This is a genomic window from Gardnerella coleohominis, from assembly GCF_002896555.1.
GTDB lineage: Bacteria > Actinomycetota > Actinomycetes > Actinomycetales > Bifidobacteriaceae > Bifidobacterium > Bifidobacterium vaginale_F.
Map to the genome: position 1 here is coordinate 149,404 of NZ_MNLH01000001.1, position 18,428 is coordinate 167,831.

13 protein-coding genes and 1 other RNA gene are annotated in these 18,428 nt (G+C 39.6%); 11 read left to right on the forward strand and 3 right to left on the reverse strand.

Translation table 11 applies throughout. From position 1 onward, the window contains the following. Window positions 1-231: 231 nt before the first annotated feature. The 8 genes from argR (at window position 232) to BFS05_RS00555 (ending at window position 9,929) form a co-directional block, all read left to right on the forward strand. Window positions 232-840, forward strand: coding sequence for an arginine repressor (argR, locus tag BFS05_RS00520; protein ID WP_103084129.1), 609 nt, complete (start codon window positions 232-234; stop codon window positions 838-840). 103 nt (window positions 841-943) lie between these two features. Further along, window positions 944-2,263: a tyrosine--tRNA ligase gene (gene tyrS / locus BFS05_RS00525; protein ID WP_103084130.1), complete on the forward strand. Its 1,320-nt coding sequence runs from the start codon at window positions 944-946 to the stop codon at window positions 2,261-2,263. Window positions 2,264-2,459: 196 nt separating this feature from the next. Next, on the forward strand, window positions 2,460-4,148 hold the full coding sequence (locus BFS05_RS00530) for a hypothetical protein (protein WP_103084131.1): 1,689 nt from the start codon (window positions 2,460-2,462) through the stop codon (window positions 4,146-4,148). Between the two features lie 154 nt (window positions 4,149-4,302). After that, window positions 4,303-5,400, forward strand: coding sequence for an HAD-IIA family hydrolase (locus BFS05_RS00535; protein WP_103084132.1), 1,098 nt, complete (start codon window positions 4,303-4,305; stop codon window positions 5,398-5,400). 80 nt (window positions 5,401-5,480) lie between these two features. After that, window positions 5,481-6,260, forward strand: a complete 780-nt coding sequence (locus BFS05_RS00540; RefSeq protein WP_103084333.1) for a TlyA family RNA methyltransferase — start codon at window positions 5,481-5,483, stop codon at window positions 6,258-6,260. A 135-nt stretch (window positions 6,261-6,395) separates the two neighbouring features. Beyond that, window positions 6,396-7,448 (forward strand): NAD kinase, encoded by a 1,053-nt coding sequence (locus tag BFS05_RS00545; RefSeq protein WP_103084133.1) that lies wholly within the window; start codon window positions 6,396-6,398, stop codon window positions 7,446-7,448. A gap of 8 nt (window positions 7,449-7,456) precedes the next feature. Further along, window positions 7,457-9,268: a DNA repair protein RecN gene (recN, locus tag BFS05_RS00550; protein WP_103084134.1), complete on the forward strand. Its 1,812-nt coding sequence runs from the start codon at window positions 7,457-7,459 to the stop codon at window positions 9,266-9,268. Next, a complete protein-coding gene (locus BFS05_RS00555; RefSeq protein WP_103084135.1) occupies window positions 9,258-9,929 on the forward strand; it encodes an HAD family hydrolase in 672 nt (223 codons plus the stop codon). Before recN ends, BFS05_RS00555 begins: the two co-directional genes overlap by 11 nt. Before the next feature lie 28 nt (window positions 9,930-9,957). Here BFS05_RS00555 and rnpB read toward each other — a convergent pair. After that, an RNA gene (gene rnpB, locus BFS05_RS00560) (RNase P RNA component class A) lies at window positions 9,958-10,338 on the reverse strand. Window positions 10,339-10,638: 300 nt separating this feature from the next. On the opposite strand from rnpB, the gene hpf reads away from it, so the two are divergent. Continuing rightward, window positions 10,639-11,304 (forward strand): ribosome hibernation-promoting factor, HPF/YfiA family, encoded by a 666-nt coding sequence (hpf, locus tag BFS05_RS00565; protein ID WP_103084136.1) that lies wholly within the window; start codon window positions 10,639-10,641, stop codon window positions 11,302-11,304. A 332-nt stretch (window positions 11,305-11,636) separates the two neighbouring features. After that, window positions 11,637-14,420 carry a preprotein translocase subunit SecA gene (gene secA, locus BFS05_RS00570; protein WP_103084137.1) on the forward strand — a complete coding sequence of 928 codons (2,784 nt, stop codon included), beginning with the start codon at window positions 11,637-11,639 and terminating at the stop codon, window positions 14,418-14,420. A 116-nt stretch (window positions 14,421-14,536) separates the two neighbouring features. Here secA and BFS05_RS00575 read toward each other — a convergent pair whose 3' ends face one another. Continuing rightward, the gene (locus BFS05_RS00575; RefSeq protein WP_103084138.1) at window positions 14,537-15,124 is read right to left on the reverse strand and encodes a hypothetical protein; all 588 of its coding nucleotides are present in this window, start codon (window positions 15,122-15,124) and stop codon (window positions 14,537-14,539) included. Between the two features lie 80 nt (window positions 15,125-15,204). On the opposite strand from BFS05_RS00575, the gene BFS05_RS00580 reads away from it, so the two are divergent. Beyond that, window positions 15,205-15,924 (forward strand): lysophospholipid acyltransferase family protein, encoded by a 720-nt coding sequence (locus BFS05_RS00580; RefSeq protein ID WP_103084139.1) that lies wholly within the window; start codon window positions 15,205-15,207, stop codon window positions 15,922-15,924. 180 nt (window positions 15,925-16,104) lie between these two features. Here the strand turns inward: BFS05_RS00580 and BFS05_RS00585 are convergent, their stop codons facing one another. Then, window positions 16,105-18,387: a protein kinase domain-containing protein gene (locus BFS05_RS00585; protein WP_103084140.1), complete on the reverse strand. Its 2,283-nt coding sequence runs from the start codon at window positions 18,385-18,387 to the stop codon at window positions 16,105-16,107. Between the last annotated feature and the right edge of the window lie 41 nt (window positions 18,388-18,428).

Genomic DNA, 18,428 nt, shown 5'->3' on the forward strand with positions numbered 1-18,428 from the left:
TTGTTAATATTTTCTCGATAACTAAAAATTGGATATTTTAGCGAATATTTAGTAGATTTAGCAGATTTGGTAAATCTAGTGGATTTAGTAGATTTATTCGAAAATTTATTAATAAATCTCTATTGATATTGACTAAAATAAGTGGAGTTATGGTATATTCTATAGCTCCACTTATTCTATAAATTTATTTTGAAAGGTTTTAACGTGTCGAAGTCCTATTCAAAAGAATCGATGGATCCTTCAAATGCATCTTCTTTTAAAGGTGGTTCTTCTGTAGGTAATGCTTCTATCGATAATTCTTCTGTCGAGGATTTTTCTAGTGAAGATTCTTCGAAGGAAGATAGCTATAGGCAGCGTCCGCAGACGCGCGCGGCACGTTTAAGTCTTATTGAGCAAGCGCTGTTTACTGATGTTATTACTTCACAATCTCAGCTTTCTCAAGTTCTTGCGCGTCATGGAATTGAAGTAACTCAAGCTACTTTAAGTCGTGATTTAGATGAAATTAATGCTGTAAAAATCCGTCTTCACGATGGTAGAATTGCGTATGTTTTGGGGGATGGAACGTCTCACGGGCATAACGTAGATTCTTTGCGCATAGAACAGCAAGTAAGTCGCATATTGTCTGGATTAGTAACTCAAGTTGCTCGTGCAAATAATTTATTGGTTATTCACACTCCATCTGGAGCTGCTCAATATGTAGCTAGTGTTATTGATAGGCAACCATTAAAAGGTGTTCTTGGAACTATTGGTGGTGACGATACAGTTATGGTTATTTGCGAATCTGATGAGATGGCAAAAAACAGAGCTGATTGGCTTATCGATATGGCTTCAAAAAATTAGTTTAATTCTTTATTAAGTGTCGTCGTCTGCTGACAGAATTGAATGGCTTGTAGACGTATTATTGTCTACTCGTGTTTTATTAGAATGCAATAAGGAGATACGAATGGCTCAGGTCAGGAATTACAAGGAAGCTGGTTTTACTTCCTTGTTTGAAGAGCTTAAGTGGCGTGGATTAATTTCACAATCTACTGATGAGAAGCAACTTGCTCAAGTGCTTGACGGAGAACCATTAACGTATTATTGCGGTTACGATCCTACTGCTGCTTCGTTGCATATTGGTAATCTTGTTCAGCTTATTAATATGCGTCATTTGCAGGCTGCAGGTCATCATCCTATTGCGTTAGTTGGCGGTGCTACTGGTTTGATTGGTGACCCTCGTCAAAGTGGCGAACGCACGCTTAATTCTAAGGATATTGTGGCTGGCTGGGCTGAACGTTTGCGCAAGCAGATTGGTCGAATTTTGCCTCTTGAGGGTGAAAATCCTGTTCGTTTTGTTAGCAATTACGACTGGGTTTCTAAGATGTCTGCTATCGACTTCTTGCGTGATGTTGGTAAGAATTTCCGTGTTGGCACAATGCTTTCTAAGGATATTGTGGCTCGCCGCTTAAATTCTGATGAAGGTATTTCTTTTGCTGAGTTCAGCTATCAGGTTTTGCAAGGTAACGACTTCTTGTACTTGTTTGATAATTACAACGTGACTTTGCAGCTTGGCGGTTCGGATCAGTGGGGTAATCTCACTTCCGGCATGGATTTGATTCGTAAAGTTCGCGGAGCTTCAGTAAACGTATTTACTAGCCCAATTATTACGGATAATCAGGGTCGTAAGTTTGGCAAGTCTGAAGGTAATGCCATGTGGCTTGATCCTTCTATGCTTAGCCCTTATCGCTTCTACCAGTTCTGGTTTAATCAGCCGGATGATGAAGTCGTTAAGTTGCTTAAAGTGTTCACTTTCTTGCCAAAAGATGAAATTGAGCGTTTGGCTCAACAAATTCAGGATGATCCTGGAAGCCGTGAAGCTCAGCGTGTGCTCGCGTGGGAAGTTACAAGTTTCGTCCACGGTGAGGATTTAACTAATCAGGCTATTGAAGCTTCTTCTGCTCTGTTTGGTCGTGGAGATCTTAGCAATATTGATGAGCAGACTCTTGAAGCTGCTTTAGATGGCGTTAAAGTTAAGGCTGAAGATGGTAGCTTAGATTTCGCTAAAGCTAATGCTGGAGATCGTGTTGTTGAGGCTGCAGTTTCTGCTGGATTGTTCCGCACTATTTCCGAAGCTCGTCGCGCTATTGAAGCAGGCGGTTTGTATTTAAACAATGAGCGTGTTGATAGTGTTGACGATGTTTTAAGTCAAGATTCGTTCTTGCAAAATCGTTTCGCTTTACTTCGCCGCGGTAAGAAAGCTATTGGCGCTGTTACTTGCAAGTAATATTACTTGTTTTAACAGTATAGATAACAATAATGTGTGCGAATAATTAAATAAGATAATAAATAATAAATAAATAGATACCTGTGTTTGTTTAGGACTTTGTTTGTTTACGACTTTCATTTGGTATTTGATGAAATAACTGTGCTTATGCAATATGCTGAATTGCTTTTAAGCATGTATATGAGAGGTGCCAATAATGGGCGAAGAACGTGGATTCTCGCGAAGCGGTGGTAAGTCGTTTAGTGGTGGACATGGAAAGTTTGGTGGTCATCGTAACGGTGCCAAAAGTGGAAGCGCTGAGAGACATGGCGGTTTCCACAAGGATGGCTTCCATAAGGGCGGTTTCCATAAGGATGGCTTTAAGCGCGATGGCGTAAAGCACGACGGTTTTAAGAAAGATAGCTTTAGGAAAGATGGGGATCGTCGCGATTTTGATCGTAATGAAGATCGTCGCGGTGACTTTAAGAAGTCGTTCCATAAGGATGGTTTCCATAAGGATGGCTTTAAGCGTGACGGCATGAAGCGTGACGGTTTTAAGAAGGATGGCGATCGTTTTGATCGTCGCGACAACCGTCGAGAAGATTTCCGCGATAATCGTCGCTTTAATCATGGTGAAGAGCGTGGTGAAAATAATCGTTTTGAACGAAATAATGACTATCGTTCAAGAAATGAAAATAGAAATAGCGAGGGTGGAAATCCTCGTTATAAAAAGTTTGATGACAATCGCTTTAATCATAAAGATGATCGTCATGATAATCGCAAGCCGCGTCGCGATGGCTTCCATAAGGATGGCGTAAAGCACGAGGGCTTCAAGCGTGACGGTTTTAAGAAGGATGGCGATCGTTTTGATCGTCGCGATAACCGCAATGAACGTCGTAATTTTAGTTATGAAAATGGTCCTCGTAGAAATTCTGATGGAACTATTTCTTATCCTTCGCAAAATCCTTATACTGCGCGTCGTCCTGGCGAACCTAAGATGCCTAAGGGCTTAGAATATTCCATGCTTTCTAAGGAATCACGAGAGCGTTTGCGTGGACTTTCTAAGGAGCATTCAGAAAATATTGGTTTGCATATTCTTGCAGCATATGCTTTGGAAGAAGAAGATCCAAAATTAGCTTTAGAGCACGCTCAATGGGCTGCTAAGCAGGCTTCTCGTATTGATTTTTCGCGTGAGACTCTTGCATTTATTGCTTACCGTCAAGGTGATTATAAGCTTGCTGCTAGAGAGTTTCGCACTGCTATGCGAATGAATGGTTATCTTGATTATTTGCCATTTATTGCCGATTGTGAACGCGGCATGGGCAATCTTGATAAAGCTTTAGAGATTTGCATGTCTGATGATGCGAAATCTGTTGTTGGAGAAGTAAAAGCTGAGTTGTTCTTAGTTTATGCTGGAGTTTTAGCTGATACAAATCGTATTGATAAAGCTATAGAGCTTGTTCATGTTATGGGTCGCTCTAAAGGTTTGCCTGGCGAGTATCGCATGCGAGCTATTCAAGCAGAACAATACTTCTTGGAAGAAGCTGGTCGTAGTGATGAAGCTATTGAGTTAGAAGGATTATTGGATCGCTTGGAAGAGCAATACGCTGATTCTGACGATGAGGAAATTAATCCAGAAGATATTGTTATTGACTATGATTTAGAGCATTTCAATGATTCTTTGTTAGAAGATATTGGAGTGAGCGAAGAAGATGCTAAATATGCTCCTGAAGACGCTCCTGAGGATTCTGACGAGGATTCTGACGAAGATTCTAGTGAAGATTCTTCTGAGGAAGATTCAGATACTTCGAGTAGTGAAGATGATTTAGATAGTGAAGACACTTTAGATAGTGCAGACAATACTGAAACTATTGAGATGAATGCTGTTAATGCTTCCGAGGAGTAATTAGACTCGTTATTTTATGCCCGGCTGCTGTATGTTAAGTATGGTAAGCCGGGCAATTGTTACTTTACGAATATTTGCTACTACTTTAGGATTATTAGGATTAAAATGCGAATCATGTGCATTGAAATCATGCAAATCATGCGGGGTTAGTTTTATGGAATCTAATAAACGAACGAATTTTTCATCGTCAAAGCGCATTTTAAGCGAGGCTTTTAGCTTAGCTTTACTTGATTTGGATGGCGTTGTGTATAGGGGCGGAAATGCTGTTGAATATGCGTCTGAAGCAATTTCTAACGCGCAAAATCACGGTATGTTTATTGAATACACGACTAATAATTCTTCGCGTTTTCAATCTGTTGTTGCAAAGCAGTTGGAAAGTTTTGGTTTAAAAGTAGAGCCATGGCAGATTATAACGTCTTCTGTTGTTGCTGCAAGAATGGTTGCTCGCCATGTTCCAAAAGGCTCTAAAGTACTTGTTCTAGGTGCTGAGCATCTGCGTCAAGAAGTACAACGCGTAGGATTAGAGCTTGTAGATTCGTGTGAAGATAATCCTAAAGCTGTTATTCAAGGCTGGTATCCTCAAATGACTTGGCAAGAAATGGCGGAAGTTTCTTTTGCTGTTGAACACGGCGCAAAATATTTTGTTACCAACCGCGATTTAACTATTCCAAGAGAGCTTGGTATTGCTCCAGGCTGCGGTTCCATGATTCAAGCTGTTATTAATGCTACTGGTGTAGAGCCTATTGCATCTGCTGGAAAGCCAGAATCTGCAATGTATGATGAAGCGAGGTTCTTGGTTGCTTCTAATGCTAAGCATGATGATGCTGAATATGCAAAATACACTGAAAAAGACGAGTCTGGTAATCCTGTAATTAGTGTTGAGAATTCATTAGCGGTTGGAGATCGTTTAGATACTGATATTGAAGCCGGTACAAGAGGGTGTTACGACTCTTTGCTTGTTCTTACTGGAGTTACAGATCCTCGTATGCTTATGCTTGCGCCAAAGCATCTGCGTCCAAGTTTTGTTTCCAAAGACTTGCGAGGCTTAAACGAATCTCACAATGCGCCTGAACGTGTTGATGATACTACTTTTACTTGTGAAGATGCTGTAGCAAGAGTTGTGGATAATACTATTGAAGTTAATAACACTAATGATTGCAATGCTTTGCGAGCAGCTTGTGCTCTGACTTGGAGTTTGCAAGATAGCGGTAAAGTGCTTGACGATTATATTTTGCCGGAGTTTTCTCTATGATTATGAGAGAAAATCGGAATTTATTTGTGAATTCTGAACAGGATTTGGCTAAAAGTCAAGAGTTATCGCAACGTCAGGATTTGGCTGAAAGTCAGGATTTGGCTCAGCGTCTTGACTTAGCTATTGTAAATCGCGGTTTAGCTGAAAGTAGAACTATAGCTCAGCGTCTTATTCGATCAGGAGTAGTAAACGTAAATAATTGTAATATTAAAAAATCATCTTTTTTAGTTAAAAATTCAGAAAAAATAACCATTAATAACTCTGATAATGCAAGTTCATGCCTTAAATATGTTTCTCGAGGCGCGCTTAAATTAGAAGGAGCTTTTTCATTATTTGAAAATTCTGGATTAAAAGTTGATCAAAATACTCTGGCTTTAGATATTGGCGCGTCAACTGGAGGTTTTTGCGATGTTTTATTACAAAAAGGTGTTAAATCTGTTATAGCGTTAGACGTTGGACACGGCCAGTTGCATCCTAAAATCGCAAATAATCCTCGTGTTATTGAGATGAGTGGTGTAAATATTAGAGATGTTCATGATGAAGATTTGCCTTATAAGCCAAATTTGATTGTCTCTGACGTTTCTTTTATTTCGCTTACTCTTGTTATTCCAGTGATTTCTCGTATTGCTCAAGCTAATTCTAATGTAGTTTTGCTTGTTAAACCACAATTTGAAGTCGGCAAAGGTAATCTTGGCAAAGGTGGAATCGTAAACGATGAAAGTCTTAGAATCAAAGCTTTAAATACAGTTAAAGATTGCGCTGAAAATAACGGTTTGAACGTTATCCGTACTCATGAATCTCCTATAGAAGGAACACATGGGAATATTGAATATCTTTTATACGCGATTGTCAGAAATTAAATTGTTGTAGATTAAGCATTTAGTTTTTTTATTTTTAGTTAAATATTTTTGTGCCCAATATTTCATGTATTAATTACAATAGTGACTATATTACAATAGTTACTATTGTTGCTAACAGTGTGAGGGGGCTGTGTAATGCCGGAACAATTCATGGGCGATTTTGCTTCGGGTATTCGTCGTGCGCTTGTTGTCACGCATGCGCGTCTTGACAGCAAAAGTGATGTTGTTAGTCAAGTTAAAAATCAACTTGCTAATGCTGGTTTTTGTGTAGACGTTTTTAATAGTGCTGCCGCGTCTGATTTTGCTCAAATTCCAACTCGTGTTGTTGATGAAAATACTGAAATTGTTGTGGTGCTTGGGGGAGATGGCACTATGCTTCAAGCAGCTGAATTAGTGCATTGTACTCCTGTGCCAATTATTGGTATTAATCTTGGGCATGTTGGATTTTTAGCTGAATTTGAAAGTTTTCAAATAGATGAGGCTATTCATAGAATTGCGCAAAAAGATTATTTTTTGGAGCGTAGAATGGAAGCTCATGTAGATGTGTGGCTTCCTGGAGCTAGTGAACCTTTAAGCGATTGGGCTTTGAACGATATCACTCTTGATCGTTCTGACAGGGGCCGTATGGTAGAGCTTTCAATACAAGTTGACGACGTAGAAATGTCATCTTTTGGGTGTGATGGTGTAATAGTTTCCACGCCTACAGGTTCTACTGCTTATGCATTTTCAGCAGGAGGCCCGATTATGTGGCCAAATGTTGGAGCATTGCAATTAGTGCCTTTAGCAGCACATGCGCTTTTTGCTCGTCCGCTTATTATTGGTTCGGGATCTACTTTTACTATCAATATTCTTGAAGAATCATCGTCTGGTGGATGGATTTGCTGCGATGGCAGACGTCAGCGTGCTTTACCGCAGGGTTCTAGAATCCAAATCCGCCAATCTAAAGATGAATTGCTTTTAGCTCGTCTTTCTGGAGTTCCGTTTACTCAAAGATTAGTTACGAAGTTTGATTTACCTGTTGTTGGATGGCGTGAAAATCGTCGTAAAATAGCGGCTAAGCCTAAATATTATGAAGCAAATCTTCATAATGAAACTGATAGGAATTATGAAGATAGTCAAATTAATATAAGTAATTGTAAGCATACTAACACCACTAATATTGCTGATATTAGTGATACAAGCCTGTAGGTGATATCGTGCTTGAAGAACTAGAAATACGAAATTTGGGACCAATCTCTCATGCTGTTATTACTCCTTCATGTGGCATGACTGCTATAACTGGTGAAACTGGCGCCGGAAAATCAATGCTTTTAAGCGCTATAAAGTTGATATCTGGAGCTAAAGCAGATTCTTCAAGAGTTTCGTCATCTTCTGATGAATCTTGGGTTCAAGGCGTATTTTCTGTTTCGAAGTCAAGCATTGTAGCTGATTTATTGCATGAATCCGGGATTAATCCAGAGGAATCAGAAAATAATAGTTCTAATTTAGATATTTATGTTTCTCGTACAGTTCCCAAAACTGGAAGATCGAGGGCAGCTATTTCTGGATGTGGTGTTCCTAAATCATTATTGGAACAAGTTTGTGCACAAACAGTAACAATTCATGGTCAAAGTGATCAGTTAAGAATTGCGTCAAGCACAAAGCAAAGAGAATTTTTAGATTCAGTTGCGTGCAATTTTAAAGAATTAGAGGAATATTCGGAAGCTTTTAAAGCTTTTCAAGACTCTATTCAATCCTATAATCGTCTTATAAATCAGGAATCATCTTCACGTCAGCGTGCTGATTATTTGCGTGAATCATTAGAAAAAATACGTCAAATTAATCCTAAGCCGCATGAAGATGAGGATCTTAAAGCTAAAAGAGATCGTATTGAGAATGCTGCTCAAATAATTCGCGGTGTTAGTGAAGCTATATCTGCTTTGGATGCAAGTCAAATAGATTATGGAGCTATGGATTCTGTTGATGCATTGCATTTAATAGATAATGCTGCTAAATCTGTGCGTTCTATACGAGTTGACGGAAATTACAATGACATTGCAAATCAGCTTGATGACATTTGTGCTCAAATTTCTGATATCGTAATGCAATTGGCTCAGCAGCTAGATATCGATGAAAGTCAAGAAGATTTAGATGTTATAAATGAGCGCATTCATGATTTAAATGAGTTAACTCGTAGGTGGGGTCCTCAAATTGAAGATGTTTTAGAGTGGGCTAAAAAATCACAATTAGAGCTTGAAGATTTAGATGATTCACCTGAAGCAGTTGCGCGTTCAAAAGAATTATGCGAAAAACGATATCTTGAGGCTAAAAATCTTGCTGATAAGCTTTATGAGACTAGAAAGAATGCTGCAGAAAAGTTTTCTTCGGAGGTTACTAAAGAGCTTAAATCATTAGCTATGCCAGATGCTGTGCTTGCAATTAAAGTTGAAAAGCGTGAATCTGAAGAGTCAGGAAAGGTATCTTTGGATTCGCACGGTTTAGATAATGTTGAGTTTCTTTTTAAGCCTTTCCCGGGTTCTGCGTATTTGCCAATGGGCAGTAGTGCTTCTGGCGGCGAGTTGAGTAGACTTATGCTTGCTATGGAACTTGTAGCTGCTAGGTTTAAGCATGACGATAATCGTTCTATGACTTTTATTTTTGATGAGGTTGACGCTGGCGTAGGCGGTGTCGCTGCAGTTGAATTAGGCAAGAGATTAGCTCAGCTCGCTAAAAGTGCTCAGGTGATTGTTGTAACGCATTTAGCTCAAGTCGCTTCTTTTGCGGATGCTCAGTTTGTTGTTAGTAAGAAAATCACTGATGTTTCTAATACTTCTCAAGATGTGCTAGATAGTGTATTGGAATATGATTTAGATTCTTCATTAATTGCAGATACTACTGTTAGCAAATTAGATGATTCTGAAAGGGAACAAGAAATTTCTAGGATGCTTTCTGGAAGTCAATCTCAAGCATCATTGGAGCATGCTAAAGAGCTTTTGGATACTAGCAGAAAGTTTGTTAATGGAATTTAATAAAAGTAATCTTCCTATTCGCGCTGCAATATTCGATTTTGATGGAACTTTGATTGATTCTTTGCACGTTTGGGATGATATTGACAATGAAAGCTTTGCTAAAAGGGGTATTAGCGTTCCGGAAGATTTTGCTAGAGTTACAGCTACTATGACTCCTAAGCAAGTTGCTGATTATGTTATTGAACGTTTTGGTTTTGAAGATTCTCCAGAAGATTTGATGCAGGAATGGTCTGCAATGGCGTTTGACGCGTATGCTAATCGTTTGCAGCTTAGAAAAGGTGCTAAAAGCTATATTGAGAATTTGGATAGTAAAGGTATCAATCTAATTCTTGTCACTACTCTTTCTAAATCTTTGTGTGAACCTTCGTTGAAGCGCACTGGAATATTTAAATATTTCAATACTATGTTTTTTGGTGAAGATTTAGATAGTGTTGGTAAAAACAGTTCGAAGTTTTACATAGATTTAGCGCGTGAAATTGGTGTTAATCCGGTTGATTGTATTGTTTTTGAGGATTCTTTTAAAGCTTTATATTCAGCTCAACAAGCTGGTATGCAAACGTGCGCAATATTAGATGATGTCAAAAGCGATTTTAAAGAAGATTCTTTATTATCAAACTGTTTAGCAGTGTTTTCTGATTTTTATGATGCGCCTAAAATCTAACAAATAGTTTAAGTGACAATGTAGTTGAGTGGTGAGGTTTCACATACCCCGGGTTTTGTCATGTGCATAAATGCACACGGATGGCCATCCATCTCGATTTGACGTTGCCGCCAAACTCTAGCAGTCTACCCGAAGACTTGGGCGAGCAGCCCTTAATGCCTTCTGCTTGACCTTGCTCCCAATGAGGCTTGCCATGCGACTAACTGTTACCAGAAGTCCGGTGGTCTCTTACACCGCCATTTCACCCTTACCTAAACGCACTTAAAAAACGATTAGGCGGTTTATTTTCTGTTGCGCTATCTCTCAGGTCACCCTGGGCGGACGTTATCCGCCATTGTGCTCTATGGAGCCCGGAAGTTCCTCAGTCACTCCGAATGAACATTGCGACCGCGGCCATCGTGAAACCTCAACCTTCCTGAGTATAGCAGACTTAGTTAGAATCGTAAAAAATTATTTTTTTGTAGTTATTTTTTAGCAATTGCTATCAATAGGGGTTCCTTTACTATCAATATGTATTTCTTTACTCTCAATAGGCATCACTTAGTAAATTCAATAGGAATTCCTTAGCAAATGTAATAATCTTTTATTTTTATAAAACGCGCTAGTTTGTTAAGAAGAAACCTTATATAATGAATATATCGATGGCATCGTGGCTATCGATGTGCATACAGACCGAGTATAGTGCTCGGGTTATTTTAAGGAGGTTCGCATGGAAATCGTCATTACCGGACGTCATACGCAGATTAAGCCAAAGTTTCGTGACGTTGTGGAAAGCAAGATGAGTCGTGTGACCGCCATTGCCCCGGATGCACAGCGCGTACAAATTGTTGTTTCGCATGAGGGTAATCCAAGGCAGGCAGATACGGCAAAACGAGTAGAAATTACCGTTATTGCAGGAAGTACAGTTATTCGCGCTGAAGCAGCGAGTACAGACCAATATAGCGCATTAGATATGGCTTTAGATAAGCTTACGTTGCGTTTACGTCGTACTCGTGATCGTCGCAAGGATCATCGTCGCGGATATGCTCAGATGACTCCGGTTGATTTGGGTGTGGCTGATGTTCCAGTTGAAGAAGTTGAAGAAGAACCAGATGAAGAAGAAACCAATAGTGCTGATGCAGCTGTTGCTTCGGATCTTGGTCCTGGTGAATCGGTTGAAGTCAGTGTAGGAAGCACTCCTATTGTGATTCGTCGCAAGCTGCATATTGCTGAGCCAATGAGTATTGATGAAGCATTGTATGAGATGGAACTTATTGGCCATGATTTCTTCCTGTTTGTTAATAAAGAAACTATGCGTCCATCGGTTGTATATCGTAGGCATGGTTGGAGCTATGGCGTATTTGAGATTGATACTCCAGAAAATGTAAAGAAGTGATGCATAGGTAGGTTTCAGATAGAAAAGTTCTACAATAATTGTATATAAAATATACATGTGTAATGCCCGCTAGGTTTGATCTTAGTGGGCATTATGCATGAGAAAAGAAGTAATAAATATTTGTTATCTAAAATATTTGTGTTTATATGTGTCTTTTATGTATATTGCGTATTTTATGTCTATATTCATGCTGATATTTTTAAGTAAAAGTATTGTTATATTTAAATAACAACGCGCTATATTCAAAAAATCCCAGCTGTCGCGTAATATGGGCACAGTTTCGTCTGTGCCGTCTAGGCCGTCGGTGCAGACATGACCTAAGGGAGTGAAACGTGGTAGATATCGTCGACAAAGCCTTGCGAATGGGCGAAGGCCGTCAGTTGAAACGCCTTGAAAACGTAGCCAAGGCTGTGAATGCGTTAGAAGAAACTATTTCTGCGCTTTCCGATGAAGAATTGAAGGGTCAAACAGCCAAGTTCAAGCAGCGTTTAGACAACGGTGAATCTCTTGATAAGCTTATGCCTGAAGCTTTCGCTACTGTGCGAGAAGTTTCTAAGCGCACTCTCGGTCAGCGTCACTTTGATGTGCAGCTTATGGGTGGTGCTGCATTGCATTGGGGCAATATTGCAGAAATGAAAACAGGTGAAGGTAAAACTTTGGTTGCTACCTTGCCTAGCTATTTGAATGCTTTGGAAGGCAAAGGTGTACACGTTGTCACCGTTAATGATTACCTTGCAAGCTATCAGAGTGAATTGATGGGTCGAATTTATCGATTCCTTGGCATGAGCGTTGGCTGCATTATTACAGATCAGCAGCCACCAGAGCGTCGTAAGCAGTACAATGCTGATATTACTTACGGTACGAATAACGAGTTCGGCTTCGATTATTTGCGCGATAACATGGCGTGGGAGAAGAGTGAGCTTGTACAGCGTGGACACCATTACGCAATAGTCGATGAGGTTGATTCTATTCTTATCGATGAGGCTCGTACTCCATTGATTATTTCTGGTCCTGCAGAAGGAGATGTGACTCGCTGGTATCGTGAGTTTGCAAAGCTTGTTCTGAAGTTAGATCGTGATAAAGATTACGAGGTTGACGAAAAGAAGAAGACTGCTGGTATTCTCGATTCTGGTATCGCTAAGATTGAAGATTATTTGGGTATTGATAATCTTTATGAGCCAAGCAATACAGCACTTGTTGGTTACTTGAATAATGCTTTGAAGGCTAAGGATTTGTTCTTACGTGACCGCGATTATGTTGTTACAAACGGTGAAGTTTTGATTGTTGATGAGCATACTGGTCGTGTGCTTCCTGGTCGTCGTTACAGCGATGGCTTGCATCAGGCAATCGAAGCTAAGGAAAACGTTGAAGTTAAGGCTGAAAATCAGACTTTCGCAACTATTACTTTGCAGAATTATTTCCGCATGTATGACAAGCTTGCTGGTATGACTGGTACTGCAGAAACTGAAGCTGCAGAATTTATGGGTACTTATAAGCTTGGTGTTCTTCCAATTCCTTCTAATCGTCCAGTTATTCGTATGGATAAGGATGATTTGATCTTCCGCACTAAGAAGGAAAAGCTTGCTGCAATAATTCGCGATGTTGCAATGAGACATGCTAAAGGTCAGCCTGTTCTTCTCGGTACTGCATCTGTTGAATCTTCAGAAATTGTTTCTTCTTTGCTTGATGTTGCTCGTATTCCTCATCAGGTGTTGAATGCTAAGCAGAATGCAAGGGAAGCTGCTGTTGTTGCTGTTGCAGGCCGTAAGGGTGCTGTTACTGTTGCTACTAACATGGCAGGCCGTGGTACTGATATTATGCTTGGCGGTAACGTTGAGTTCTTGGCTGATGCAAAGTTGAAGGCTGATGGATATTCTCCAGACGATACTCCTGAAGAGTACGAGAAGCGTTGGCCTGGTGTTTTGGCTGAAGTTAAAGAGCAAGTTAAAGACGAGCATGAAGAAGTCAAGAAGCTTGGCGGCTTGTATGTTCTTGGAACTGAGCGTCACGAATCTCGTCGTATTGATAATCAGCTTCGAGGCCGTTCTGGTCGTCAGGGCGATCCTGGTGAATCTCGCTTCTACTTGAGCTTGGAAGATGATTTGATGCGCTTGTTTAACACTCAGCTTGTAGCTCGTGTTATGTCTAAGGGATTGCCTGAGGGTGAACCAATCGAATCCAAGTATGTTTCTAACGGCGTTCGTACAGCTCAAAAGTCTGTTGAAGCTAGAAACTTTGAAATGCGTAAGAATGTTTTGAAGTACGATGACGTTATGAATAAGCAGCGTACTGTTATTTATTCTGAGCGCCAGATGGTTCTTAGAGGCGAAGACATTCATAGCGATATTTTGAAGTTCATTTCTGATACTGTTGAAAGCTATGTTCGTGGAGCTCAAAATCGTTCCGATAAGCCTAAGAATTGGGATTGGGATGGTTTGAAGAATGCTCTTGACCTTGTTATGCCTGTAACGCTTAATTGGGATGAAGTGCGTGCAACAGTAGAAAAGCTTAAGGGCGAAAAAGCTACTAAGGCTTTGTGTGATCTTATTGTTGAAAACTCTAAGAATTCATATAGTCTTTTCGAAGATCGTTTAGGCGAAGATAATATTCGTCAGCTTGAACGTCGCGTTGTACTTGCTGTTTTGGATCGCAAGTGGCGTGAACATCTTTATGAGATGGATTATTTGAAGGATGGTATTGGTCTTCGTGGTATGGGTCAGCGTGATCCTCTGGTTGAATACCAGCGTGAAGGCTACCAGATGTACAATTCTATGATTGAAGCCATTAAGGAAGAGTCAATTCAGCTTCTATTCCACATTGATATTGATCAGATTGCTTCTACAGAAGAAGTTGAATCAGATAGTGATGTAGATAACGATGTTGCTGAAGCTTCTGCTGAAATAGATTCCGAAGAAAACTCCGCTATCGTAGGACCTGCTCCTTTGAGCCATGCTGAAGGTGAAGTCCCAGCAAGTATGCGTCCAAAGGCAGAAGAGTGGAAGACTCCGTGGGCTGATGGCCGCACATTCCCAGGCACAGGCAAGAACGATGAGTGCCCATGCGGTTCTGGTCGTAAGTACAAGTTGTGCCATGGTCAAAACGAAGTTGAAGAATAATAATAATAATTTATAAAAATAAGTAAAGACCGGCTGTTTTCAGCTGGTCTTTACTTTTTCTAATCTAATGGATGTTTATCCGTTTAAAGTGCCATATTGCGCGATATAAGCACTATCTAAACCCTAGCGCCTTTTCCGTAATCGCTATATTCGTTATTTTCGTTATGTGAATCTTTTCGTATCATCAATAATCCAAATCCGCCAATTATTATTAAAACTATGCTTATTGATCCTGCTATATAAGCAATAATCGGTATAAATGCGCTTGTAATAATGCCTGCTATACCAACTAATAGCATGATCCACAAAATTACGATTGATAAGCGAATGTTATTAAAACGCGGATTTGGTGGTATAAAATCATCTCCGTACTTATCCATAGTGCTATCGACGTCTAACCAGCTAGAGCGAATATTATCTCTTGGTCCGTGCGATAAAAATTCTTCTTGTTCGCGTATTAAATTTTTTTGTGCGTTTTTACGAGCCTGTTCTTCTTGTTCTTTAATTTCTTTAATATTGCGTTTTTCTTCTCGCTTTACATATTTTTCGAAGTTTTTTGCGTTTTTAGATTTTTCTATAGCTTTAAAATCTTCAGCGTGCTCAGACAAGAAATTCGACCAATCATCTTGCAAGTCGTGTGAATTGTTATCTTTTCCACTATTGTTTCCCAGGCGAGGGGAGTTGGTATCCTTAGATGATGTCATGAGTTATACTGTAGCAAGTCTGCTTGATAGCGTGTTAAACAAGTTCTTAATATCTTGCGTGCGCGCAGAAAGGTTTTAGCATGCTTTATTGGTTTTTTGTAAAGGGGTTGGGTTTCATAGCTCGTATGAGGATTCATCCGAGTGTTAAAGGTGTAGAGAACATACCTAAAAAAGGTGGAGCGATTATTGCAGCTAATCATTTAGCTGTTATCGATGACGCGTTGCTTCCATTAACTTGCCCAAGAATGATTCATTTTATGGGGAAAGCTGAATATTTCGAAGGCAAAGGTTTTAAAGGTCGCTTTAAAAAGTGGTGGTTTACTTCTGTAGGCGTATTTCCTGTTGATCGTTCTGGAGGTTCAAAATCTCTTGGCGCTTTGAATCATGCTAGAGAGATTATTGAAAAAGGTCATCTTTTTGGAATTCATATTGAAGGAACTAGAAGTCCTGATGGAAGATTATACAAGGGACATACTGGTGCAGCTCGTTTAGCTTTAGAAACAGGTTGCCCTATTATTCCAGTGGCAATTATTGGTACTCGCGACTTGCAGCCTAAAGGACAAGTTATTCCTTCAAAAGGTAAGACTTGTGCTATTTATGGTAAGCCAATTATTGTTGAGCCTGTAAAAAGTAGTGAAGAAATAACGCGCGAGCGCTTGCGTGAAGTTACAGATAGTATCACTAGAGCAATTCAAGCTATGAGCGGTCAAGAATATGTTGATGAGTACGCTCAAGTTGTTAAGAAGCGCATGAAGGAAGCTCAGCAGGCTGAAGATAATCTTTCCGAGCAAGCTAAATAGTTTGAGCAGTCATGCGTAGCAAAGGCTGTGAAAGCGTAGAAATCTGATTAATCTAGGTATTCTTGCTTTCGTGAATGAAAAAGCGTTACAGACTGTAAATCTCTGTAACGCTTTCTTGTAAGTTTTACTGAGAGTCTTGTTGTAAGCTTTCTTGTAAGTTTTTGTAAGACTTTGTAAGACTCACACAACTGTAAGAGTAATAACAGTTGGATTCCCGTTGCTATCTTTCAGCGGTACTTCTTTTCCAGGAGCAGCCGATTGTAATCTTACAACATGTGTGTAGTCACCTAAAGGCGCTGAAATCCTGATTTTTAGTCCTAGGCCTTCAAGTATCTTACGAGCTTCATTAGTGTTCTTTCCGCGAACATCAGGCATTGTTATTGTCTTAGGTCCTTTAGAAACAACAATAGAAATTTTATCTCCCCAATGAAGTTGCGCGCCCTTATCTTTAGATGCGCTAATAACGTTTCCCTTGTCAACAGTATCGCTATATTCTTCTTTATAATCTGCTTTAAGCTTTAAATCATCTAAAGTTTGCTGTATATCAGTCTTAGGTTTATTAACTATATCAGGCATTTCTACAGGCATAGGACCGCGAGAAATAACTACAGTTACAGGCTTATTATGATCCATTGTTGTTCCAGGATCAGGAGTTATTTCAACAATCTTTCCCTGAGGAACTTCCAAAGAATACATATCTAGAGAAGCGCGATGCAAAATATCTGTAAAACCTGCTTTTCGCAATGCTTCAATAGGGTCAGTTCCTTCTTCTTTAGACATAGTCATGATGTCAATAGGAATCGTAGATTGACGTATACCTCTAGAAACAACAACTTTTAGCATATCGTTGTTATGCTTTCCAACATGACCGCCGACAATATCTGGGGTAGTAGAAATCACATATCCAGATTCAATGTCATCGCTATAAGCTAAATCCATGCTATAAGGAATGCCGGAAGCTTTAAGTAATTTCTCGTAATTTTTCCACTGAACATTAGTAATCTTACAAGCTTTTGTGCGCGAGCATTGCAAATCATTAGGCTTTGGTAAAGACCAATAACTGTTAGGACCGTAGAAGTATAACAATCCTCCTATAACGCAAACGCATATAGCAGCCGCAGCTGAACTTGAAATAATGATAATCTTCTTTTTGTGAGACTTTTCTTTCTGTTTTTCTTCGCTATTGATGGATTCATTAAGTATTTTTGCTTTTTGCAAAGAGATTGTTGGAAGATTGTTGTCGTTAAAGGCTTCCAATGGATCGTTTTGGGAAGTTTTAAATGTCTTACCGTAAGCTAAATTATCTGATTTTGTATTTGATAATGGTATTGCTTGAGTTTCTGCTGAATTATCTGCGTTCCCGTTAGGAACAGCATCGGTATTGATAAAATCAGTATTTTGCTTTAACTCAGCAGTTTTGATGTCTGATTTGATGTCGGAATTGTCCTCGGCTTTATTGCTGGCATCACTATTGGAATTACTGTCGCCGGCTTTACTGTTGTCGTCTTTGTTGTTGATTTTATCGGCCAAATTTGCAATTTTATTGCTATCTATATCATCATAAGACTCGTTTAATTCAGTAGGAGCAAGCCTATACACAAAGTCTTGAGGATTAAGCTTTTTAACTAATTCTTTTAATTGCAACAATGCTTCTGAAGCGTCGCTAGGCCTCAAATTCATATCTCTAGACGTAAGTGTTTCTAAGAATTTCGCTACGTCAGCATTTATTTCATGGCAAACAGTGGAAATAGAAGGCGTATCTTCATGCACATGCTTGAAAACTAAAGTTACAGGATTATCAGCTGTGAACGGAACTCTGCCAGCTAGCATTTCCCACGCCATTGTTCCAGCTGAATATAAATCGCCTTGAGGAGTTGCAATATTATTTTCAATCATCTCTGGAGCCAAATAAGCTGCCGTTCCAAGTAGTAATCCAGTAGAAGATAAAGTTGCTTGAGAAATAGCTTTCGCTAAGCCGAAATCTGTTATTTGCACGTGGCCGCGATCGTTAATAAGTATATTTTCTGGTTTAATATCTCTGTGAACAACTCCAGCAAGATGAGCTGAAGCCAATCCATCAAGAGTTTCGGCTAATACGCGCAAAGTATCTTTTACTGTAAAAGTGCCATGCATGTTCATTTCATAACGCAAATTAACGCCATGAACATATTCCATAACTAAATAATCAAGACCCTCGTATTCGCCAGTATCATAAACTTGTACAATATGAGGATTTGCTATTGAGGCAGCAGATGTGGCTTCGCGCCTGAATCTAGCAATAAATTGTTCTCTATGAACGCCTTGTGCCAATTGCGTATGCATTATTTTAATGGCAACAGGTCTACCAAGTCTTTCATCTTGAGCTTGATAAACTGTAGCCATTCCGCCTTCAGCTATTTTCTGTACTAGACGGTATCTGTTCTCAATGTACATGCCAGGTTCTGCTTGTGTAGCTTCACTCATTATTGCAAATCCTTATACGCAAACGCTATTCACTATTTACG

Coding starts and splice junctions, on each gene's coding strand:
- argR (WP_103084129.1), top strand. CDS start 232: ATGGATCCTTCAAATGCATCTTCTTTTAAAGGTGGTTCTTCTGTAGGT.
- tyrS (WP_103084130.1), top strand. CDS start 944: ATGGCTCAGGTCAGGAATTACAAGGAAGCTGGTTTTACTTCCTTGTTT.
- BFS05_RS00530 (WP_103084131.1), top strand. CDS start 2,460: ATGGGCGAAGAACGTGGATTCTCGCGAAGCGGTGGTAAGTCGTTTAGT.
- BFS05_RS00535 (WP_103084132.1), top strand. CDS start 4,303: ATGGAATCTAATAAACGAACGAATTTTTCATCGTCAAAGCGCATTTTA.
- BFS05_RS00545 (WP_103084133.1), top strand. CDS start 6,396: ATGCCGGAACAATTCATGGGCGATTTTGCTTCGGGTATTCGTCGTGCG.
- BFS05_RS00555 (WP_103084135.1), top strand. CDS start 9,258: ATGGAATTTAATAAAAGTAATCTTCCTATTCGCGCTGCAATATTCGAT.
- hpf (WP_103084136.1), top strand. CDS start 10,639: ATGGAAATCGTCATTACCGGACGTCATACGCAGATTAAGCCAAAGTTT.
- BFS05_RS00575 (WP_103084138.1), bottom strand. CDS start 15,124: ATGACATCATCTAAGGATACCAACTCCCCTCGCCTGGGAAACAATAGT.
- BFS05_RS00580 (WP_103084139.1), top strand. CDS start 15,205: ATGCTTTATTGGTTTTTTGTAAAGGGGTTGGGTTTCATAGCTCGTATG.
- BFS05_RS00585 (WP_103084140.1), bottom strand. CDS start 18,387: ATGAGTGAAGCTACACAAGCAGAACCTGGCATGTACATTGAGAACAGA.